25 protein-coding genes are annotated in these 19,341 nt (G+C 66.3%); 12 read left to right on the top strand and 13 right to left on the bottom strand.

Translation table 11 applies throughout. The features are described from left to right. Positions 1–261 precede the first annotated feature (261 nt). Positions 262–1,224, top strand: a complete 963-nt coding sequence (locus BST47_RS25055) for an alpha/beta hydrolase (protein WP_083128452.1) — start codon at positions 262–264, stop codon at positions 1,222–1,224. Positions 1,225–1,234: 10 nt separating this feature from the next. Here the strand turns inward: BST47_RS25055 and BST47_RS25050 are convergent, their stop codons facing one another. Then, on the bottom strand, positions 1,235–1,699 hold the full coding sequence (locus BST47_RS25050; protein ID WP_083128383.1) for an SRPBCC family protein: 465 nt from the start codon (positions 1,697–1,699) through the stop codon (positions 1,235–1,237). A gap of 108 nt (positions 1,700–1,807) precedes the next feature. On the opposite strand from BST47_RS25050, the gene BST47_RS25045 reads away from it, so the two are divergent. The 3 genes from BST47_RS25045 to BST47_RS25035 all read left to right on the top strand — a co-directional run bounded on the left by BST47_RS25045 (position 1,808) and on the right by BST47_RS25035 (position 4,206). Beyond that, the gene (locus tag BST47_RS25045) at positions 1,808–2,689 is read left to right on the top strand and encodes a TIGR03854 family LLM class F420-dependent oxidoreductase (protein ID WP_083128382.1); all 882 of its coding nucleotides are present in this window, start codon (positions 1,808–1,810) and stop codon (positions 2,687–2,689) included. Between the two features lie 100 nt (positions 2,690–2,789). Beyond that, positions 2,790–3,293: a disulfide bond-forming protein DsbE gene (locus BST47_RS25040; protein ID WP_083128381.1), complete on the top strand. Its 504-nt coding sequence runs from the start codon at positions 2,790–2,792 to the stop codon at positions 3,291–3,293. Between the two features lie 13 nt (positions 3,294–3,306). After that, a complete protein-coding gene (locus tag BST47_RS25035) occupies positions 3,307–4,206 on the top strand; it encodes a cytochrome c biogenesis CcdA family protein (protein ID WP_083128380.1) in 900 nt (299 codons plus the stop codon). Here the strand turns inward: BST47_RS25035 and BST47_RS25030 are convergent. After that, positions 4,148–4,453, bottom strand: a complete 306-nt coding sequence (locus tag BST47_RS25030; protein WP_083128379.1) for a hypothetical protein — start codon at positions 4,451–4,453, stop codon at positions 4,148–4,150. The genes BST47_RS25035 and BST47_RS25030 overlap by 59 nt on opposite strands. Positions 4,454–4,555: 102 nt before the next feature. On the opposite strand from BST47_RS25030, the gene BST47_RS25025 reads away from it, so the two are divergent. Together BST47_RS25025 and BST47_RS25020 are read left to right on the top strand one after the other, a co-directional pair. Further along, positions 4,556–4,855, top strand: coding sequence for a putative quinol monooxygenase (locus tag BST47_RS25025; protein ID WP_234809852.1), 300 nt, complete (start codon positions 4,556–4,558; stop codon positions 4,853–4,855). 388 nt (positions 4,856–5,243) lie between these two features. Beyond that, positions 5,244–6,128: a cyclopropane mycolic acid synthase family methyltransferase gene (locus BST47_RS25020; RefSeq protein WP_083128378.1), complete on the top strand. Its 885-nt coding sequence runs from the start codon at positions 5,244–5,246 to the stop codon at positions 6,126–6,128. Here BST47_RS25020 and BST47_RS25015 read toward each other — a convergent pair. Further along, positions 6,125–6,970: an alpha/beta fold hydrolase gene (locus BST47_RS25015; protein WP_083128377.1), complete on the bottom strand. Its 846-nt coding sequence runs from the start codon at positions 6,968–6,970 to the stop codon at positions 6,125–6,127. The genes BST47_RS25020 and BST47_RS25015 overlap by 4 nt on opposite strands. A 58-nt stretch (positions 6,971–7,028) precedes the next feature. Between BST47_RS25015 and BST47_RS25010 the strand changes: the two genes are divergently transcribed. Next, positions 7,029–7,676: a TetR/AcrR family transcriptional regulator gene (locus BST47_RS25010; RefSeq protein WP_083128376.1), complete on the top strand. Its 648-nt coding sequence runs from the start codon at positions 7,029–7,031 to the stop codon at positions 7,674–7,676. Beyond that, complete coding sequence (locus tag BST47_RS25005; RefSeq protein ID WP_083128375.1) at positions 7,673–8,215, top strand: lipoprotein LppJ family protein; 543 nt, start codon at positions 7,673–7,675, stop codon at positions 8,213–8,215. Before BST47_RS25010 ends, BST47_RS25005 begins: the two co-directional genes overlap by 4 nt. On the opposite strand, the gene BST47_RS25000 is transcribed toward BST47_RS25005, so the two are convergent. Genes BST47_RS25000 through BST47_RS24985 form a run of 4 tightly spaced genes read right to left on the bottom strand, consistent with a single transcriptional unit; the run spans position 8,205 to position 10,668 of the window. Further along, complete coding sequence (locus BST47_RS25000; RefSeq protein WP_083128374.1) at positions 8,205–8,729, bottom strand: GNAT family N-acetyltransferase; 525 nt, start codon at positions 8,727–8,729, stop codon at positions 8,205–8,207. The two genes, BST47_RS25005 and BST47_RS25000, sit on opposite strands and share 11 nt — an antisense overlap. Positions 8,730–8,736: 7 nt before the next feature. Continuing rightward, positions 8,737–9,114: a thiol-disulfide oxidoreductase DCC family protein gene (locus BST47_RS24995; protein WP_083128373.1), complete on the bottom strand. Its 378-nt coding sequence runs from the start codon at positions 9,112–9,114 to the stop codon at positions 8,737–8,739. A gap of 35 nt (positions 9,115–9,149) precedes the next feature. Further along, positions 9,150–10,193, bottom strand: a complete 1,044-nt coding sequence (gene speB, locus BST47_RS24990; protein ID WP_107529083.1) for an agmatinase — start codon at positions 10,191–10,193, stop codon at positions 9,150–9,152. 25 nt (positions 10,194–10,218) lie between these two features. Further along, positions 10,219–10,668 carry an acyl-CoA thioesterase gene (locus BST47_RS24985; protein ID WP_083128372.1) on the bottom strand — a complete coding sequence of 150 codons (450 nt, stop codon included), beginning with the start codon at positions 10,666–10,668 and terminating at the stop codon, positions 10,219–10,221. Between the two features lie 72 nt (positions 10,669–10,740). Between BST47_RS24985 and BST47_RS24980 the strand changes: the two genes are divergently transcribed. After that, a complete protein-coding gene (locus BST47_RS24980) occupies positions 10,741–11,682 on the top strand; it encodes a threonine ammonia-lyase (protein ID WP_083128449.1) in 942 nt (313 codons plus the stop codon). Positions 11,683–11,692: 10 nt separating this feature from the next. Here BST47_RS24980 and BST47_RS24975 read toward each other — a convergent pair whose 3' ends face one another. Next, the gene (locus tag BST47_RS24975; RefSeq protein WP_083128448.1) at positions 11,693–13,159 is read right to left on the bottom strand and encodes a peptide MFS transporter; all 1,467 of its coding nucleotides are present in this window, start codon (positions 13,157–13,159) and stop codon (positions 11,693–11,695) included. 203 nt (positions 13,160–13,362) lie between these two features. On the opposite strand from BST47_RS24975, the gene BST47_RS24970 reads away from it, so the two are divergent. From BST47_RS24970 to BST47_RS24960, 3 genes are all read left to right on the top strand, one after another. After that, entirely contained in the window at positions 13,363–14,772 is a 1,410-nt protein-coding gene (locus BST47_RS24970) for a DUF7159 family protein (RefSeq protein ID WP_234809857.1), read from the top strand. Next, positions 14,769–15,386, top strand: coding sequence for a Pr6Pr family membrane protein (locus tag BST47_RS24965; protein ID WP_083128370.1), 618 nt, complete (start codon positions 14,769–14,771; stop codon positions 15,384–15,386). The genes BST47_RS24970 and BST47_RS24965 overlap by 4 nt, the downstream gene beginning before the upstream one ends. A gap of 123 nt (positions 15,387–15,509) precedes the next feature. Next, positions 15,510–16,247, top strand: coding sequence for a L,D-transpeptidase (locus BST47_RS24960; RefSeq protein WP_083128369.1), 738 nt, complete (start codon positions 15,510–15,512; stop codon positions 16,245–16,247). A gap of 7 nt (positions 16,248–16,254) precedes the next feature. Here the strand turns inward: BST47_RS24960 and BST47_RS24955 are convergent, their stop codons facing one another. Genes BST47_RS24955 through BST47_RS24935 form a run of 5 tightly spaced genes read right to left on the bottom strand, consistent with a single transcriptional unit; the run spans position 16,255 to position 19,320 of the window. Next, positions 16,255–16,929: a sterol desaturase family protein gene (locus tag BST47_RS24955; RefSeq protein WP_083128368.1), complete on the bottom strand. Its 675-nt coding sequence runs from the start codon at positions 16,927–16,929 to the stop codon at positions 16,255–16,257. Beyond that, positions 16,926–17,648, bottom strand: a complete 723-nt coding sequence (locus BST47_RS24950; RefSeq protein ID WP_083128367.1) for a FadR/GntR family transcriptional regulator — start codon at positions 17,646–17,648, stop codon at positions 16,926–16,928. Before BST47_RS24950 ends, BST47_RS24955 begins: the two co-directional genes overlap by 4 nt. Positions 17,649–17,700: 52 nt before the next feature. Further along, positions 17,701–18,075: a nuclear transport factor 2 family protein gene (locus BST47_RS24945; RefSeq protein ID WP_083128366.1), complete on the bottom strand. Its 375-nt coding sequence runs from the start codon at positions 18,073–18,075 to the stop codon at positions 17,701–17,703. A gap of 2 nt (positions 18,076–18,077) precedes the next feature. Beyond that, positions 18,078–18,500 (bottom strand): lipoprotein LpqH, encoded by a 423-nt coding sequence (locus BST47_RS24940; protein WP_083128365.1) that lies wholly within the window; start codon positions 18,498–18,500, stop codon positions 18,078–18,080. A gap of 31 nt (positions 18,501–18,531) precedes the next feature. Beyond that, positions 18,532–19,320, bottom strand: coding sequence for a helix-turn-helix domain-containing protein (locus tag BST47_RS24935; protein ID WP_083128447.1), 789 nt, complete (start codon positions 19,318–19,320; stop codon positions 18,532–18,534). Positions 19,321–19,341: the final 21 nt, after the last annotated feature.

Raw genomic sequence — 19,341 nt, 5'->3', positions numbered from 1 at the left:
GTGACTCCCTTGGCTCGCGAAATGATGGGCCCACGCGCGTAGCGCAGGGACTAGAACCTGTTCTACCAAAGGCAGCTGGACCCCGGGAGGCTTTTCCGCCCTACCACAGCAACACCGACTTCGTCAGCGCTGTGATCCCTGCGAGGGCGCCGGTCGCCAGCGATGAGCCCGGGAAACGACATCCCGACGAAAGCGCCTGCCGCACAGTGCGAAACAGCCATTCCCGTCGTCGTCACCTTCATCCGCGTTACTGTCGCTGCCATGACACTCGGTATCGACGCGCAGGTACTCGCGGAGATGGCGCCGTTGTTCGCAGAAGTCGGCGAGTCAGAGCCCGCAGCCGTCGGCGACGTCGAAGCGCGCCGCGTCAGCGGTCACCGGATGTTCGATCTCGTCGCCTCCCGGCGAGCCCCCACCGCCGGTGTCGACACCGCACAGCACTCCATGACCGCGCCGGACGGCACGGCGCTGGACCTCACCTGGTATCACCCGTCCGGAGTCGACGGCCCCGGTAGCGCCGCGCTCTATCTGCACGGTGGGGGGATGATCTTCGGCCTCGAGCACGTCGGTGCCTTGTACGACCTCGCGGTGCGGGAGTATGTGGCCGCGTCGGGTGTGCCGATGCTGATTGTCGACTACCGCGTCGCACCCGATCATCCAGACCCGACGCCGGTCGAGGACTGCTACCGCGCGCTGCTCTGGCTGGCCGAACATTCGGCCGACCTCGGCGTCGACCCCGCACGCCTGGCGGTGATGGGCGACAGCGCCGGTGGGGGGCTGGCGGCCGGGGTGTGCCTGCTGGCGCGGGACCGCGGCGGTCCCGCTGTCGCACAACAAATCCTGATCTATCCGATGCTCGACGACCGGCCCATGACGCCCAATCCGGAGCTGCTGCCGTTCCTGACGTGGACCTACGACGACAACCTCACCGGATGGGGTGCGCTGCTTGGCGAGCACGCCGGCGGAGACCACGTCTCGGCGTACGCGGCACCGGCGCGCGCCGAGGACCTCACCGGTTTGCCCGACGCCTACATCGACGTCGGTGATCTGGACGTGTTTCGCAACGAGGACATCGAATATGCCCGGCGGCTGGGTGACGCGGGCGTCCCGACGGAGTTACACGTGTACCCGGGCTGCCCCCATGCGTTCGAGGCCCTGGCCCACGAGGCGGCTGTGTCGCGGCGGGCGATCAGCGATCGCGTGCGCCGTCTGCGCGGTCTGTAGCGGGCCGCGGTCAGGCAGCGTCCGGTGCCTCGACGACAGCCTTGATCCGCTCCAACGTCTTGCGCATGTCACGGATGTTGCGGCGGCGGCGCAGTTGCCCGCCGAAGATCGAGAAGAGCTTCATGGTGAGCGAGTCGTCGAGCCGGAAGGATTCGGTGACGTCGGTACCGCCGTCGGTCGGAGTGAGACGATAGTGCCAGTTGTTCACCGCCTTGCCGTTGAGCAAGACAGCGAAGCCGAACTCGCGTCCCGGCTCGCAGGCGGTTACCTCGCACGTCGTCCAGTAGACGGGTCCGATCTCGTTGCGCTTGACGTGCCCGCGGAAACGGGCACCCAGCGCAGGACCCGTCGCTGTGCCGACCCACTCCGCTTCCATCACCTCCGGTGAGAAGCGGCCGGTGTTGCGTACGTCGGCGATCAGATTCCAGATCTTGTCCGCGGGAGCCGCCATCGACACCGTCACCGATCCGTCCATCGCTACTCCTGCCGTCGGAATACTGCCTTTGCCCTCACGCACTTTGCACGGTAGCAAGGGGCCCGACCGAGCGTTCCGTAGCATTTGCGCAGAGTCAGGAGGTGCGGTGTGAAGATTCGTTTCGGTGTCGGATTGGGCGCGGAAACCGGCCCGGACGAACTGCCCGAAATCGTCGACCACCTCGAGTCGGCGGGGGTGGATTCGCTGTGGTTCTCCGAACTCGTCTACAGCAAGGCCGTTGACCCGTTCATCGGCATGGCGCACGCACTGTCACGGACCGTCAACCTGAAGGTCGGCACCTCGGTTGCGGTGCTGCCGGGTCGGCATCCGGTGCTGGTGGCAAAACAGCTGGCGTCATTGGCGGCACTGGCGCCCGGGCGGGTGCTCCCGGTATTCGGCCTGCGGCCCGCCATCCCTGGGGAACGTCAGATCTTCATCGTCCCCGACGGCGCGCGGGCCGCGGTGTTCGACGAGTCGTTGCGACTGCTGAGATCCGTTCTGGAACAAGACGATGTGTCGTTCACCGGCGGCTACTACTCCGTGAGTTCGGTCGCTGTCGCCCCTCGACCGGTCAAGGCGCTGGACATCTGGCTCGGCGGCTCGGCGCCCGCGAGCTTTCGGCGCATCGGACAGTTGGCTGACGGATGGCTCGGCAGCTTTCTGACGCCGGCCGAGGCCCGTGCCGGACGCGAACAGATCCAACAGGCAGCCGAGCAGGCGGGGCGCGAAATCGACGCCGACCACTACGGCATCAACCTCGCGGTGTCCGACGGCGCCCTGCCGGACGAGTTTGCCGCCGCAATCCGTCGCCGCAGACCGGACGTGGATCCGTCGGAATTCATCGCCGACAGCTGGTCGGGCCTGCACCGTCAACTCGACGCCTACCTCGAAGCGGGATTGAGCAAGTTCGTCATCCGGCCTGCCGGCCGTTCCAACCCATCGGAGTTCATCGACCGGTTTGTGACTGAACTATTACCGCGGCAGAACTGACTAGGCGATTTGGCGGTGAACCATATCGGCCGTCGTAGCGTGTGTTGAAGGGCGTGTTCAGGCCATACGTCTGCGGCGCCATGACCGGAAGGAGATCGAGATGAGGCTTCGGTTCTTGCGGATTGGTCGATCGGTGATGATCGCAGGGCTGGCCGCCCTGCTGGCGCTCGGCCTCGTCAGCCCACCCGCCGCCCTCGCCGACGACCGCCTCCAGTTCACCGGTACGACCCTGTCCGGCGCGCCGTTCTCGGGTGCGAGCCTGGTCGGCAAGCCCGCGGTGTTGTGGTTCTGGACGCCGTGGTGCCCGTTCTGCAACGCCGAGGCGCCGAACGTCAGCCAGGTCGCTGCAGCCAACCCCGACGTGACCTTCGTCGGGGTCGCGGCCCGCTCGGCCGTTTCGGACATGCAGGGGTTCGTGTCGAAATACAACCTCGGCTTCACGAATCTCAACGACGCCGACGGCTCCATCTGGGCGCGCTACGACGTGCCCTGGCAGCCCGCCTACGTCTTCTACCGCGCGGACGGCTCGTCGTCGTTCGTGAACAATCCGACCTCGGCGATGCCCCTGAAGGAACTGTCCGATCGGGTAGCGGCGCTCGCCTAGCCGGTCGTCGCGCGTGGACCAGGATCTGATCGGTCTGGCGTTCGCCGCCGGGTTGGTCGCCGCGCTCAATCCGTGCGGCTTTGCGATGCTGCCCGCCTATTTGGCACTGGTGGTGCGGGGCGACGCCAACGGCGAACGAGGCGGCGCGCTCACTGCGCTAGGCCGTGCCGTCGCGGCGACCGCGGCCATGGCGCTCGGCTTCGTCGCGGTGTTCGGCACGTTCGGACTGCTGACGATTGCCGCGGCATCGACGGTGCAGCGTTACCTGCCGTACGTCACGGTGGTCATCGGCGTGGTCCTCGTCGCCCTGGGCGTCTGGTTGTTGCTCGGCCGCGACTTCTCGGCGCTGATTCCGGCGGTGCACACGCGTTCGGCGCCGACTGCGCGCCTGGGCTCGATGTTCGGCTACGGCCTCAGCTACGCCGTCGCGTCGTTGTCCTGCACGATCGGCCCTTTCCTCGCGGTCACCGGGATGGCGTTCAAGGGTGATTCCCAAGTCGGCGGGGCACTCGTCTATGTCGCCTACGCCGCCGGATTCACGTTGGTGGTGGGCGCGTTGGCCGTTGCCGCCGCCGTGGCGAGTTCAGCCGTCGCCGACCGGATGCGCCGAATCACTCCTTACCTCAACCGAATCAGTGGCGCGCTGCTTGTCGTGGTCGGTCTCTACGTGAGCTATTACGGCGTTTACGAGGTGCGTCTGTTCACCGCTGACGGTGACCCGACTGATCCAGTGATCGCCGCCGCCGGCCGGATACAGGGTGCGATAGCCGGCTGGACACATCAACACGGAGCGTGGCCGTGGGTGGCGCTGGTGGCCGCGCTCGCAGTCGTGCTCGTGGCCGTGCGCGCGGGGACTACAACCGCGACGAGATATCGCCGTGCAGGTCGGGCCACGGCGGCCGACGAACCATAGCTATGCCGGCGCATGCGGCCGAGACGAGTCCGACAAAGATGCCCAGCAACGCGATGCGGGTGGCGTCGGCGGCGGGAACCCATGCGGCCTGGCCGTCTTTGACGACAAACACCCCGAGGGCGCCGCCGCGCGCCCTGCTCACCGGTATGACCGTCGTGCCGTCCGCGGTTTGGTGCGGCTGTCCGTACACGCGTGAGGCATCGGGATGGGCGGCGTCGCGCAGTTCTGAAACGTCTCGCAGGTTCATGCCTTCATGCTTACTACCGCACGCCGGTTCCGGGAAGTCGATGAGTTCCGCCGGGCGTCGCAGTCTCCATTGCAGTCACCGCGGTGCACATAGGAGGTCATTGTGGTCTTGCAGGAGGTCATCGTCGCCGGTCATCTCATCGTCGACCCCGCGCGGCGCGACGACTATCTGGCGGGGTGCGTGGACGTTGTCCGTCAGGCCCGCGCGACCGCGGGCTGTCTGGACTTCGCGTTGTCGGCCGACCTTGTCGACGCTGGGCGGATCAACATCCTCGAACGCTGGGAGTCGCACGCTGCGGTCGAGGAGTTCCGTGGCAGCGGTGTCGGCGGCGAACAGGGGGCGGCCATCCTCGCTGCGTCGGTGGCCGAGTACGACGTCGGCGCGGCCCGCAAACTCAGTTGACGCGGATCGTGGTTGTGACAAATCCCTGACGTTGCGCTGGGTGCCGCCGGTGCGCGTCGCGTTGCTGAGGGTCGGTTCGGACAGCGCAGCAGGGGCGACACGACCCGACCGTCAGACCGGTACCGCCGACGCTTAAAGGCCGTGGACGTGGGTATAGGCGCGGTTGAACACGAGTTGGCAGCCCGCCCCGTCAATGACGAAGGACCAGGATGCGAAAATATTCGCTGGCGTCAGATAAGTGGCGCCCGCGACGGGTGGATTCACCGATGAGGCCAATAGGGGTTGGCTCATGTACTGTGCGTAAACTGCGCACATGACGGGGGAGGTCTCCGCACCGATGCGGGGCCTTCGCAAATTTTCCAGAACCAAACGTCAGAGGCTATATACCTTGCCAGAAACGACCAGCGACGCGAGCGGTCTCAAACCGCATTTCGAGGACGTGCAGGCGCACTACGACCTGTCCGACCAATTCTTCCGGCTCTTCCTCGACCCGACGCAGACCTACAGCTGCGCGTACTTCGAGCGCGATGACATGACGCTGGAGGAGGCGCAGATCGCCAAGATCGATCTGTCGCTCGGCAAACTGGATCTGAAGCCCGGAATGACGCTTCTCGACATCGGCTGCGGCTGGGGCGCCACGCTGAACCGGGCGCTGGAGAAGTACGACGTGAACGTCATCGGCCTCACCTTGAGTCAAAACCAGAAGGCCCACGTCGAAAAGGTGTTCGCCGACTCGCCCAGCACGCGTTCCAAGCGGGTGCTGCTCCAGGGCTGGGAGCAGTTCGACGAACCCGTCGACCGCATCGTCTCGATCGGCGCCTTCGAGCATTTCGGCCGCGATCGCTACGACGATTTCTTCAAGAAGGCCTACGCGGTGCTCCCGGAGGACGGGGTGATGATGCTGCACACGATCATCAAGCCCGAAGACCAGGAGTTCTTGGACAAGGGCCTGAAGCTGACCATGAGAATCGTCCGATTCTCGAAGTTCATCATGGACGAGATCTTCCCCGGCGGTGATCTGCCGAAGCCGTCTCAGGTCGAGCAGCACGCCGCGGAGGCCGGCTTTCAGCTCAAGCGCGCTCAGCGGCTGCGGTTGCACTATGCCCGCACTCTGGACATCTGGGCGGACAAGCTGTCGGCCCGCAAGGACGAAGCGCTCGCGATTCAGTCCCAAGAAGTCTACGACCGGTACATGAAGTACCTGACCGGTTGCGCCGACCTCTTCCGTGAGGGCTACACCGACATCTGCCAGTTCACCCTCGCCAAGAGCTAGGCGGGCCTGCCCGCACCGATCTTCGCGACGGCGTCGATAACCGCTCCCGGCCTGTCCAGCGAGACGAAGGTTCTCGCATCGGGCACCTCGATCAGCGTCGAGTCGGTGAACAGAGCCGCCAGCCTGCGGCCGAGCGCCGGGGTGAATGCGCGATCGCGCTGACCCCAGACGATGGTGACCGGTTTGGTGAAGCGCGGCAGGCGCGTCGACACATCGGTCAGGTCGGTCTTGGCGACTGCGCGCAGCAGGCGTGCCAGGTCTCGCCGGATCCGGACGTCGGTGCGGCCGGGCTCCAGCCACGACGCCGTCAGTTGGGCGTCCGGATTGACAAGCAGACCGAAGCCGAGCGGCGAATGCCGCAGCGCCTTGATCCGCATCTGCTCGAACAGCACCTTGATCGACCGCGGACCGCGCAGCAGCGCGAACACGAGCGTGAACGGGAACGGTGGGAACTTGTCGAATGCGTCGCAGTTGGTCAGGACCAGCCGGCCGACAAGGTCGGGGTACGCATCGATGACCAGCTGGCACAATCCGCCACCGGTGTCGTTGCCGACCAGGGTGACGTCCGAAAGACCCAGCTCGACGATGAAGTCGGCGATCATGGCCGCGACCGAAGGCGGGGACAATTCGACGCCGTCGTTGACCGGAATCGTGTGCGAGCCCAGCGGCCAGTTCGGCAGGTAGCACCGGAAGCCACGCTTTGCCAGCCCGTCGGCCACCCGATCCCACAACCGGCTGTCTACGAGGATTCCGTGCACGAACACCACGGGCGGGTGCGGCGAGTCCTCCGGACCCAACACGCGGTACTCGATGGTCGCTTGATCCAGTACGGCCTGCGGCATGTTCGCTATCCTTCCCATAACTTACAAACACTTGGTATGAAAGTTACGTGCACGCTGTATGAAAGTCAACGATCGGGCCGGAGCGACATCGACCACCCGGCGCACCCAGGCGGAGCGCACCGCCGCCACGCGCGCGCTGCTGATCGATGCCGGTCGAAAGTTGTTCGCCGACAAGGGTTTCAGCGACGTCTCGACTCAGGCCATCGTCGCAGCGGCCGGGGTTACCCGAGGCGCGCTGTACCACCAGTTCGACGACAAGATCGGCCTGTTCGCGGCGGTCTACGAGCAGGTGGAGCAGCAGCTGGTGGAGGACATCGCGCGGCAGATCACCGAGCTGCAGCCGCTCGATCCGCTGGAGGCGATGCAGGTCGGGGCACGATTGTTCCTCGATGGCTGCGCGGCGCCCGATGTTCAGCAGATCGTGCTGATCGATGCCCCAGCGGTGCTGGGTTGGGACCGCTGGCGCGCTGTTGGCGTCAAGTACGGGCTCGGGATCATCGAGGGCATGCTTGCCCACGCGATCGCCGAGGGCGCGGTCCCCGAACAGCCGCTGCGGCCGACGGCGCACGTGCTGCTCGGCGCGCTCGACGAAGCGGCGCTGTTCGTGTCCCGCGCCGCCGATCGCGAACAGGCGCGCAGTGAGATGGATGCCGTATGCGCGCGTTTGATCAGCGGGATCGCCGGGCGCGGTGAGCTGCCGTCATGAACGGGGCGGGCTGGATCTCCACACCGCGGTCCAGGGGACTGCTCATGGCGGCGCTAGTGCTGTCGTTGGTCCTGGGGACTGCGTTCATCGTCGTCGACCGGCACGAAGCTGACGCGCTCCAGCGGGACATCGTGCCCTTGACCGATGAGCAGGCGGCGCAGCAGGTCGTCGGACCGGGCCGGCAGATCGTCGCCACCGCACACCTGAAGGACGCCACCGCCGGCTACGCCTTCGTCTCCTGCGTCAGCGACAACGACCCGCCCTATCAGGCGGTCCTTCACATGAGTTTCAGACTCCCGCAGGGTGATTGGGGACGCCGCTTGGATGAGGTCGCCTCGGCGATGATCGCCGACGGCTGGGCGAACGCCCCCGCCACCGCCGAGCGCTTCGGCCGAAAACTCACCCGCGACGGCGTCACGGCTGTGCTGCAGCGCAACGTCGACGACGTAGGCTTTGCCACGGTGCGGATATACGGCGAATGCCGCAACACGACGGACCATCGAAACGACAGTCCGGCGTGGACGGAAGTCAGTCTGTGACTTCGGCCATGCTGCGTTGCAGCAACATCGTGTCGAGCCACAGGCCGTGCTTGTACCCGACCGAAGTGAGCCGTCCGGCGTCGATGAATCCGCGATTGCGGTGCAGCGCAAGGGAGGCCGCGGCGCCAGCCGTGTCCACGATGACTGCGATGACCTGCCGTACCCGGATGCGGCCACATTCGGTGAGCAGGGTATCGAGCAGCATGCCGCCGATGCCCAGTCCCACCGCGCTCGGCGCGAGGTACACGGAGTCTTCCACGGTGTGGCGATAGGCCGGCCGCGGCTTCCACGGTGCGCAGTAGCCGTAGCCCGCCACCTTGCCGTCCAAGCTCGCTGTGACAAAAGGCAATTCGCGTTCGGCGACGTCGTCGAAGCGCCTGCGCCACTCGTCTGCGGTCGGGGGAGTCAGCTCAAAGGTCGCCACTGAAGTCATGACGTGATGGGCGTAGATCTCTGCGATCGCGTCGAGGTCGTCGGTGACGGCGGGCCGGATCGCTACATCGTTGCGGCTCATCGGCCGTTCAGCAGGCGACCGGATTCGATTCGCAGTATGGGGTGGTGCCGGGGAAGCGGTACCGATGGTCGGCGACCCAGCGGTAGACCGCTTCCTCGAGTGCTCGAATACCGGGGATGCGGTAGATCATCAGCGGAATCCGGGTGCCGAGGGCGACCGATACCGCGGCGTTGGCCGCCTCGGCCCCCGAGTACACGTTTCCCTCGGCGTCCAGCCAACGCACCGAATCCATCAGGTTCGAATCGGCGACGCCGAGCCGCTCCGCAGTGCCGGGTGTCTGCAGCGGTTCGGTGTGCAGGTCGCCGGTGCGGTTGAGTTTCAGCAGGAAGTTCCGCGATCGGGTGCACATCCCACAGTTGCCATCGAAGAACAGTGTTCCGGACATGCCCTCATTATCCTCGTCGGCGTCCCCGCCGGAGACTACCGGGCCGGTGGTCCCGGAGGCGCGGCGTCGGGTGCGGCATCCCGGCGGCGGGCGGCCATGCCGCCCAACGCCTCGAAGACCACGCGGTGCGCGGCGTTCACCGTCAGCTCCGCGTGGTCGTAGGCCGGAGCCACCTCCACGACGTCGACGCCGACGACGTCGTGTTCGCGACAGAGTTGCCGAACCAACCTCAGCAGGTCCGCCGTGGTGATGCCGCCCGGCTCCGGGGTCCCGGTGCCGGGTGCATGCGCGGGATCAAGCACGTCGATGTCGACGGAAACATAGAGCTTCTCGGCCTTGGCGAGCGCCTCGTTCACCGCGTCGCGCATGACCTCCTTGAAGCCGCGATCCCAGATCTCCTGCATGGTGTGCCACGTCATGCGCTGTTCTTGCATCCACTCGAAGGTGTCCTGTGGCGGCCAGTAGCCGCGCAGGCCGACCTGAACGAAATGGCTGCCGGGAACGGCACCGGATTCGATGAGCCGTCGCATCGGCGTGCCGTGGCTGGCGAGGTTGCCTTCGATCTCGTCGGCGGTGTCGGCGTGCGCATCGAAGTGCACGATGCCCACGTTGCCGTAGCCGTGGACGTCGGCGACGGCGGTCGCGGCGGGCCAGGTGATCGAGTGGTCGCCGCCCAGGATGACGGGCACGATGCCGCGCGACGCGATGGCGTGCACGCGCTCTCGGATGTTGTTGTGCGAGACCTCGGTCTGCCCGTGCGGGCAGTACGCGTCGCCGAAGTCGACGACCTCGAGCCAGTCGAAGATCTCGAGGCCGAGATCGAGGTGGTAGGTGCCGGGTTCGTAGGCAGTGGCCCGAATCGCGCGCGGACCGAAGCGGGCGCCCGGCCGGTTCGTGGTCCCGACATCGAACGGCGCCCCGACGATCGCCACGTCCGGTCGCCACGACTCCAGCTGTTCGACCTCGGTGAGGAAGGGCCGGTGCCCGAACGATGCCACGCCCGCATAGGCGAGCTCGAGCTGTTCGATCATCCCCGGCGGAAGGTCGCGCTGATGTCCGTGATCGTGATCGTGGCCCATTCGTCGACCGTACAGATGTGTCGGCTCAGTCGGACACGTTATGGGGTTGCCGCTCAACCGAAGTGAGCGCTTCGCGCAGCAGCGGCGGGATGGGGCGTTTGGCCCAATCTTCGGTCGAGACGACGACGTAGACGTTGTGACCGCGTACCGCGGACTGGTGCTCGGCGGCGGGTTCGCCGTCCTTGCCGCGCAACACGTTGAAAGCGAGGGTGAAGCTGGTGGATCCGATTCTGTCGCAGTTGACCTCGACGCGGACGGCGTCACGCCACCTGACCGGGCCCTTGAAGTCGATCTCGCTGTGCACCACCTGGATGTCGTACCCGCTCGCGATCAGCCCCGGATAGGTGACGTCGAGATGGTCGAGGAAGCCGGTGCACGCCTCATCGAACCAGGTGAGGTAGTGACCGTTGAAAACGACGCCCTGCTGATCGACCTCGGCGTAACGCGGCGTGATCGGCAACGAAAACGAGGTCACCGCATCACCCTAGCGAGCAGGCCCGGCCAGGGTTGCAGCGTGTTGACGTTCGGGAAGACTGAACCCGTGGACATGGTGACCATCGACGACATCAGGGCGGCGGCGATACGGATTCACGCGTTCGTGGTGCGCACGCCGTTGCTCCCGACGCTGTGGGCCGACGCCGACCGGCCGCTGTGGATCAAACCCGAGAACCTGCAGCCCATCGGCGCCTTCAAGGTGCGCGGCGCGTTCAGCGCGATCGGCAACCTCGACGAGTCGGTGCGCACCCGCGGCGTCGTGGCGTATTCCAGCGGAAACCACGCTCAGGCGGTGGCATACGCCGCCGCCGTCTATGGAATTCCGGCGACCATCGTCATGCCGAAGGAGACGCCTGCGGTCAAGGTCGACGCCACTCGCGGTCACGGCGCCGAAGTGGTGCTCTGCGATGCCGGGCAGCGCGAACGGGTCGCCGCCGAGGTGCTCGAGCAGACGGGCGGGGTGCTGGTTCCGCCGTTCGACCACCCCGACATCATCGCGGGACAGGGCACGATCGGCCTCGAGATCGCCGAGGATCTGCCCGCCGTCGAGAACGTCCTCGTCCCGGTGAGCGGTGGCGGCCTGGCCTCCGGGATCGGCACGGCCATCAAGGCGCTGTGCCCGCAAGCCCGTGTCTTCGGCGTGGAACCCGAGCTCGCCGCCGACACCGCCGAGGCACTCGCGAAGGGGCATCGGGTGGACTGGCCGATCGAAGACCGGAACCGCACGATCGCCGACGGCCTTCGGTCGCAACCCTCGGAGTTGACGTTCGCGCATCTGCAGCGGGTGCTTGACGGCATCATCACCGTTTCCGAGGGCGAGATCAAAAGCGCAGTACGTGAACTCGCGACCAGGACGCATCTGGTCAGTGAACCCAGTGGTGCGGTCGCATTGGCGGCCTACCGCCAGGGTCACACGCCACCCGGTCGCACCGTGATGGTGCTGTCCGGCGGGAACATCGACCCACGTGCGCTGAGCGACATCCTCGCGGGATGACTTTCGGGCGTCAGTGCACGCCTTCCATCAATCGGCTTATCCAGGGGGACAACGCGAATACGCCGATACCGACGCATACGGCGACGGCGCCGAGAACGCCGAAGTATGCGAACTCGTGTGCCGGATCGTAGAAGCCCGACAGCACGCCCGACATCGATGTGCCCACACCGACCGAGAAAAAGTACAGTGCCATCATCTGGGCCCGAAACGCTTCTGGGGCAAGCTTTGTCGTGACCGAAAGGCCGATCGGCGACAACAGCAGTTCGGAGATCGCAAACACCGCCATGATGCCGAGCACCCACAGTGCGGGAACGGCCTTACCCGTCGTACCCGACATCGGCAGAAACAACAGGAACGCCACGCCCATACCGATGACGCCATAGGCGAACTTCCGTGGGGTGGTGGGCGCGCGCTGACCGAGCCGGGTCCACATGATCGCGAACAGTGGTGAGAGCAGGATGATCCATACCGGTTCGATCGATCCGATCCAGCTCGACGGCGCGGTCCAGCCGAAGATCGACCAGTTCATCCGTTCGTCGGAGTAGATCGCGAGCACGGTGAAGATCTGCTGAAACAACGACCAGAACACCGCATTGGCGATGAACAGTGGAATGAACGCCCGCAGCCTGGTCCGCTCGATGGGTGCCACCTTCGAACTCGTCAGCATCACGACGAAGTAGGCGACCGCCGCGGCGACGAGCACCCCGGTTGTGACCTGCGACAGATTGGACAGCTTGACCAGGCCTGTCACGAACGCGGCCGCAATCACCGCGACCGTGATGACCGCGACGCCCGCGTACCAGCCAATCGCGGTGCGGGGTAACGGGTTCGGAACGATTCGGCCGTGGTCGCCGAGGTTGCGTCGGAACACGACATATTGCGTGAGTCCCAGCGCCATCCCCACGGCAGCGGCACCGAATCCCCAGTGGAACCCGATCCGCGTCTGCAGCAGGCCCGTCACGAGCGGTCCGATGAAGCCACCCAGGTTGATGCCCAGATAGAACAGGGTGAAGCCGCCGTCGCAGCGCGGATCGTCTTTCTCGTAGAGCGTGCCGAGCAGCGACGACGCATTGGCCTTCAACGCGCCCGAACCGAGCGCCACCAAGACGAGCCCGACGGCGACACCGGCGAACCCCGGTACGAAGGCGAGCGCGATGTGACCGCACATCACCACCAGGCCGCCGTAGAAGACGGTTCGCTCCATGCCGAGCACCCGGTCGGCGATCCAGCCGCCCAGGACTGTCGCCAGGTAGACCAGCCCGCCGTAGGCGCCCACGATCCCGGTGGCGGTGGCTTTGGGCATGCCAAGGCCACCGTCGGTGAGCGAGTAGTAGAGGTAATACCCGAGGATTGTCAGCATCCCGTAGAACGAGAATCGCTCCCAGAGCTCGACTCCGAACAGGTTCGTCAAACCGATCGGATGGCCGAACACCGTGCGCCCGGCAGGTGTGCCCGCCAGATGTCCTGTCGCTGCCATGGGCGTCACCCTGCCACTCGGGACGCAATCGGGCCGACCGATCGAAAGAGCGCGGCGCGCGGGCAAAGCCACAGTCGTGAACGTGCAGTGGCTTTCGTCGGTACAGCACACCGCCGAGCAGGTATGAAGACCTTCGCGCGGCTGCCGGGACCCCCGCCCGGTGAGCCAGCTCACGCGGGCGCGGGTAAGGTCACCCCGAACAGATGGACGTCCGGAAGGGTGGTATGGACGCCGTACTCGGCTTATCGGTGACGCCGTCCGCCGTCGGTCTCGTGCTCGTCGAAGGGCAGGACGCCGACGGTTCTACGGTCGACCGTGAAGCCTTCGAAATCGTTTCCGGCCGGCACGCGACGCCGTTCGACACCTCGGAGAAGGCGGCCGCCGCCGTGCTGCGGACCGAGGCGATCGCGGCAACCCGTGGTCAGCGCTTGCACTCGATTGGTGTGACGTGGAGTGAGGGGGCCGACGCTGAGGCCTCGTTGCTGTTGAAGTCGTTGAACGACCGCGGTTTTGACAACGTGGTGCCCATTCGGATGCCCGAGGCGACGGAAGCCCTGGCATGGGGAATCGCCGAGGTCATCGGGTACGAAGTGACCGCGGTGTGTGTGATCGAGCCCGAAACGGTGATCACGCTGATCGTTCACTCCGGCGATGGCGCCGTGCAGACTGCCGTCAACCATGCGATCGACACCGAAGAGGCCTTGCTTCGGTGGCTGAGTGCCGTGTTCACGCGGGCGGACTGGCCCCCTGAGGCGTTGGTCGTGGTCGGTTCGGGGAGTGAACTCCACGGCGTCGTGCCCCGGCTCGAGGACATCTTGGGGGTGCCGGTGTACGTTCCGGCCGAATCCGAACTCGCATTGGCCAGGGGCGCCGCGCTCGCGTCAGCGCACAACTCGGAGGTCATCGAGATCGGCCGTGTCGGTGAGCGGGCGCCGAGGGAGCGCCGCAGGCAGCTCGGCACGACCGGCCCGCTGGCCATGCTCGTGGCGGGTGCAGTGACGTTCGTCGTCTCGGTGTCCGTGGCCGTCAGCCTCGAGGTGACGCCCGAGCGGGACATCGCCGCACCAGAGCCACGGCCCGCGGCCAAGACGTCCCCTGACATCGCGTCGGCCGCCGCCGGTGCCGCCCTGCCCGCCGCGCCGAGCGCCGCCGCCCCGATTCCGATCGCACCGGCGCCCCTGCCGGAAGCGCCACCCACCGAGGTGGCACCGCCCGAGGCCGCCCCTGCCGATATTCCCGAGACTCCGCCGGTCGACGGCATTCCGTCGGCCGCCCCAATCGACGCCACGGTTCCGGAGGCTCCCGTTTTGCCCCCGCCCGTCGCCCCGATCGAAGCGCTGCCGCCCGCAGCCGCGCCGCCGGCACCGGGTCTGGTCCCCGCGCAGCCGACGCCGGTGCAGCAGCGCCCAGGTCTGCTGACCCGGCTCAAGGACCGGCTGTCGAACATCGGCGGGAACGACGAGGCCCCCGCACCACAGGCACCCGTGCCCGCCGCCGCGGGGGCACCTCCGGCGCCGGGCGCTCCGCCCGCGCCACCGCCCGAAGCCGCTGCGGTGCCGCCCGACGCCCCTGCGCCGCCACCGGAGGCGCCGCCGCTGCTGCCGCCTCAGTGACGGCATCGGTCACCGGTCCCGCGTTTCTGCGTCTGGTGCTGCGTGTCTCGATCGTGGCCGCGGTGCTCATCGCGCTGGTGGCCGTCGAGCTTTCCTCGCGTTCTGGCGTGACGTGGCGGCTGATCACCTTCACTTATCAGGTCAACATCCTCGCCGCGGCGTATTACCTGTGGACTCTGGTCTCGCCACGCGCCGACGCCCGGGTGGGGCTCCGCGGAGCAGTCGTGCTTTATGTCTTGATCGCCGGTGTCGTGTGGAATCTGCTGTTGACGGAACGGAGCATGGGTTACACGGTCGCGAACTTCCTGCTGCACGTCGGCGTGCCGGTCCTGGCGGTCAGCGACTGGCTGCTCGTCGGGCGTGGGCAGGGACGGGTGCACTGGTGGCATCCGGTGGCATGGCTGACGTATCCCGCGCTCTATGTCGTGGTGGCTGTCGTGATTCTCAACGAGGCCGGCCGCCGCGCGCCCTACTATTTCCTGGATCCCGCCAGTGTCGGCGTGGCTACGGTGCTGCTCAACGTCAGTGTGCTGGGCGGCGGTGTGCTCGCCGTCGGCTATGCGTTGCTGGCAGTGAACCGGCTCGCTACACCCGCGCGAATCGATGCCGTTTGAAACGTTCTGAGCGGCGGATTCGATGATCTGTCGATATGGAAAACAATATTGGTGACGACATGCGGCGGCCCGTGGGACTTGCGGCTACCTCGCTGACTCTCCCGGACGAACTAGGATGAAAGTGTGCTGAAGCTTCGATTCGTGGCCGTGATCGCCGTCATGGTTGCCGCCCTGTCCGGCTCCGTTGCGACCGTGTCCGCCGGTGTCTCCACTCCGACTGACGTGGTCAGCATCTCGCCGTCCGGCATGACAGTCGGTGTGGCGCATCCGGTCACCGTGACCTTCGCGGGGCGCATCGCGGATCGTGCGGCGGCGGAGCGTAGCCTCGAGATCACGTCAACGGACACGCCTGCGGGTGAGTTCAGCTGGCTCAATGACCATGTCATGCAATGGAATCCGACGGAGTTCTGGCCGGCGCACAGCACGATTGCGCTGTCCGTCGATGGCACGAAGGCGAATTTCCAGACCGGGTCGGCCACGGTCGGAGTCGCCAGCATCAGCAATCACACCTTCACCGTCAGCGTGGATGGTGAGGTCATGCGCGAAATGCCCGCGTCGATGGGCAAGTACGGGTTCGCGACACCGACCGGAAGCTTCACCGCACTCGAGAAGCAATCGGTCGTGATCATGGATTCGCGGACGATCGGCATCCCGCTGGACGATCCGGAGGGCTACAAGCTCACCGTCTACGACGCGGTGCGTGTCACGTGGGGCGGTGTCTACGTGCACGGCGCGCCGTGGTCGACCGGTTCCCAGGGCTATGAGAATGTCAGCCACGGTTGCATCAACCTCAGCCCGGACAACGCGGACTGGTACTACAACACGGTTCGGATCGGCGATCCGATCATCGTCGAGGCGTAGCGTTTCGCTAGGCCGGCACCTCGGCGTGCAGGTTCTTGACCGTCGGTGAGTTCTCCACCGCGGCCGGGTCCGGGTACGTCTGCAGCACGCGGTCTGCAGTGCCGGAACTGGTGACCGTGAACCAATAGTGCTCGTTCTTGTAGTGGTGATTGCGATGATTGCGCCAAATCGACCGATAGACAGCGGTTTTGGGCTTGTAGTCGGTATGGATCAGGTAATGGGTCCACTCGTAAACCAGCCCCGCCACTGCGATGCACACCAGGAATGTCAGGCCCATCCCGAGCCGGGGGAACGCCAGCAGTGCCGTTCCGATTGCGAGCGGAAGTACCCATGTCGCAAGCGATTTCCAGGGGATGAAGATCAGGGGGAGGCTGCGCGGATCCACGTGGTGGGCGCGGTGCTCCCTGGACAGCAGTGGGTCGATCGTGAGCCGGCCCACCCGTTTCGGGCGCCAGTGCAGGATGAACACGTGGATCATCCACTCGAAGAATGGGAACACCGCCACGATGGCCAGCGGTACGAGGGCGTCGGTGAGCTGCCAGTCGCCGACGATGACCCGCGCGACCACCGCGACGACGAGGACAGCGCCAATCATCCAGGGGGAGGGGTACTTGAGGAATTGTCGGGCGGCGTCGCGCAGCGTCATCTTCTTGCGTGCGGTACGTGCGGCGGCGGTGGTCATGATTGGTCCTTGAGGTCATCGAGGGCGGACAGGAGCGAGGTCGTCGCGGGTTCGAGTAGGTCGTGTGCGGCTTGTCTGGCCCGCGCAGAGTCGCCGGCGGCGATCGCATCGGCCAATTCGCGGTAGGCCTGCGGGCGGCCCACCTCGTCGGCCATGACCGCGGCAAGGGCAGGTAGCGCGGGCTCGTAGGTGGCGCGAAGCGTGTTGTACATCAGCCGGAGTGCGATCGAGTCCGCACCGTCGACGATGTGATCCCAGAACGTCAGTGCGCACCGCTGCCGCTCGACGGGGTCGGTCTCGGCGGCCAGGGCAAGCAACGCCTCATCGAGGATTCCGGCGAGTTCGGGAGTACGCCGCTGGGCGGCGAGTTCGGCGACTTTGGGTCCGTTGTGTAAGCGGGTCTCCAGAATGCTGCGCACGACGGACACATCGAGTTCGCCCGCTCGGAGGAGCAGCCGGGGCAGCAGGTCGAGGCCGGCGTGGCGACGGAAATCGCGCACCGTGGTGGCGTCGCCCTGACGCACCTCGACCAGACCTGCCGCGGTGAGGCGCTTGAGCGCCTCGCGCACGGCGGGCCGCGAAACCCCGAGCACCTCGGCGAGCCTGCGCTCACTGGGCAGCGATTCTCCGGGCTGCATTTCGCCGCTGAGCACCTCGGCGACGATCTGTTCGAACACATCCTCGGGCACCGAGCGGCGGTTCACCGGTTGAAGGGCCATACCGCCACAGTGCCAGGCAGGTGGCCAGAGGTCAAGTGGTCAGACCAGTTACCTATCCTGCGGCAAGTCGCGCCTTCATTGCCTCGGCCAGCGCGAGCATCGCTTGCAGGGGGCGCACCATGACGGTGAACTCGTCGATAACGCCGTCGGCGTCGACGTGGATGAAGTCGCAGCCCTGCACCTGTTTGTCGGCCACCCTGGCCTCGAACACCAGGGCATGGTCGGCCGCACCCTCGGCACCGATCTCACGGATGTAGCGGAAGTCCTCGAAAACGTCGATGACCGCCGCGAGGATCTGCCTCAGGGCCTCTCGCCCTTCGTACGGAGTGAAGACGACAGGGCTACGAAAGACCACGTCCTCGCGAACCAGGGCGACTGCAGCGTCGAGATCTCTGGCTTCGATGGCCGCGCGAAAGGGGTGTACCACGTTCAGCAGCTGGCTTCGATACGGAACGTCGCCGTCACGGCATTGCTCGGATTGTCCTTGAACGAACCATCGGCCTCGCCGGTGATCGTGAATTTTCCGCCCTGGCCGGTCACCTCGGCTTTGCCGACGCGGCCGTCCCAGAACGTTCCGGTGAACCCGCCGAGATCGCGGAAATCGACGGATTGGACCGTGACGTCGCCGCCCTCGCTGTTCAGGAACGCCGTCAGCTTCGTCGGCTCACCGGGGGTCTTTATGTTCCACATCCACCCGGTCTGCGAGCACACCACGGCTTGCGCCTCGGCTGCGTTCTTGCCGTCGATGGTCACCTTCGCGGTGGTGCCGCCCAGTGCGGCCGGCGGCGTTGAACACCCTGCTGCTGCGGCGGCGAGCGCAACGGCGACCGTCGCGACAAGTCGATTGTCCATGTCGGATGACTCTATTGCGGTTGACGGTCCGTCATGGGCATTTCACTCCGAGCGCCGCGGCGGTCGCCTCGTCGGCGGGCAGAAACGCCTCGATGGACAGTTCGGCTGCGGTCAGGTCGAGCGCTGTGCCGAATGTCGTCACCGTGGACAGGAAGGTGAGCAGCTGCCCCTGCTGGGTGTAGAGCTCCAACGGCACCGCGACACCGCCGAGATCGCGGGTTGCGTCGAATCCGCCTGGAAAGGACTCGATTTCGGCCAGCAGCGCTGACAGGTCGCTCGACCCACTCACCGCGGCCTCGCGGCGAAGCCGCTCGATGACATGGTGGCGCCACTGCGCGAGGTTGCGGATGCGCGGTGCGAGGCCGTCGGGATGCAGCGAGATGCGAAGCGCGTTGGGCTGCTCGAGCAGACTCGGCGCGACGCCCTCGAGCAGCAGACCGGCACCCGCGTTCGCATGCACGATCTGCCAACCCCGGTCAACGACGACGCAGGGAAATGGGTCGTAAGCGCTGAGCACCCGTTCGACGCCGTCGCGGACGGCGGCCATGCCCGGATCGTGCAGGGACCGCTCGCTGTAGACCGGGGCGAGTCCGGCGGCCATCAACAACTGGTTCTGTTCGCGAAGCGGAACGTTGAGCACCTCGGCGAGGCGCAACACCATCGCCCGGCTCGGACTCGAGCGACCGGTCTCGATGAAACTGACGTGGCGCGCGGACACGTCCGCCTCGATCGCCAGGTCGAGCTGGCTCAGCCGCCGCCGCTGCCGCCAATCGCGCATCATCGTGCCGAACGGCGGAGTCTGCACAGCGGCGGTCGTCATCGGCCCAGTGTCGCGCACCGA

It is taken from the genome of Mycolicibacterium tusciae, assembly GCF_002086795.1.
Taxonomy (GTDB): Bacteria; Actinomycetota; Actinomycetes; order Mycobacteriales; family Mycobacteriaceae; genus Mycobacterium; species Mycobacterium tusciae.
This window is presented reverse-complemented; position numbering and strand designations above follow the sequence as displayed.

Bases quoted from the DNA above. Each gene is read 5' to 3' on its own strand.
- BST47_RS24975 (WP_083128448.1), bottom strand. From the start codon at position 13,159: ATGGCAGCGACAGGACATCTGGCGGGCACACCTGCCGGGCGCACGGTG.
- BST47_RS25010 (WP_083128376.1), top strand. From the start codon at position 7,029: ATGAAAGTCAACGATCGGGCCGGAGCGACATCGACCACCCGGCGCACC.
- BST47_RS25055 (WP_083128452.1), top strand. From the start codon at position 262: ATGACACTCGGTATCGACGCGCAGGTACTCGCGGAGATGGCGCCGTTG.
- BST47_RS25005 (WP_083128375.1), top strand. From the start codon at position 7,673: ATGAACGGGGCGGGCTGGATCTCCACACCGCGGTCCAGGGGACTGCTC.
- BST47_RS25030 (WP_083128379.1), bottom strand. From the start codon at position 4,453: ATGAACCTGCGAGACGTTTCAGAACTGCGCGACGCCGCCCATCCCGAT.
- speB (WP_107529083.1), bottom strand. From the start codon at position 10,193: ATGGGCCACGATCACGATCACGGACATCAGCGCGACCTTCCGCCGGGG.
- BST47_RS24955 (WP_083128368.1), bottom strand. From the start codon at position 16,929: ATGACCACCGCCGCCGCACGTACCGCACGCAAGAAGATGACGCTGCGC.
- BST47_RS24950 (WP_083128367.1), bottom strand. From the start codon at position 17,648: ATGGCCCTTCAACCGGTGAACCGCCGCTCGGTGCCCGAGGATGTGTTC.
- BST47_RS25000 (WP_083128374.1), bottom strand. From the start codon at position 8,729: ATGAGCCGCAACGATGTAGCGATCCGGCCCGCCGTCACCGACGACCTC.
- BST47_RS25040 (WP_083128381.1), top strand. From the start codon at position 2,790: ATGAGGCTTCGGTTCTTGCGGATTGGTCGATCGGTGATGATCGCAGGG.
- BST47_RS25015 (WP_083128377.1), bottom strand. From the start codon at position 6,970: ATGCCGCAGGCCGTACTGGATCAAGCGACCATCGAGTACCGCGTGTTG.
- BST47_RS24970 (WP_234809857.1), top strand. From the start codon at position 13,363: ATGGACGTCCGGAAGGGTGGTATGGACGCCGTACTCGGCTTATCGGTG.
- BST47_RS24940 (WP_083128365.1), bottom strand. From the start codon at position 18,500: ATGGACAATCGACTTGTCGCGACGGTCGCCGTTGCGCTCGCCGCCGCA.
- BST47_RS24995 (WP_083128373.1), bottom strand. From the start codon at position 9,114: ATGTCCGGAACACTGTTCTTCGATGGCAACTGTGGGATGTGCACCCGA.
- BST47_RS24980 (WP_083128449.1), top strand. From the start codon at position 10,741: ATGGTGACCATCGACGACATCAGGGCGGCGGCGATACGGATTCACGCG.
- BST47_RS24935 (WP_083128447.1), bottom strand. From the start codon at position 19,320: ATGACGACCGCCGCTGTGCAGACTCCGCCGTTCGGCACGATGATGCGC.
- BST47_RS25050 (WP_083128383.1), bottom strand. From the start codon at position 1,699: ATGGACGGATCGGTGACGGTGTCGATGGCGGCTCCCGCGGACAAGATC.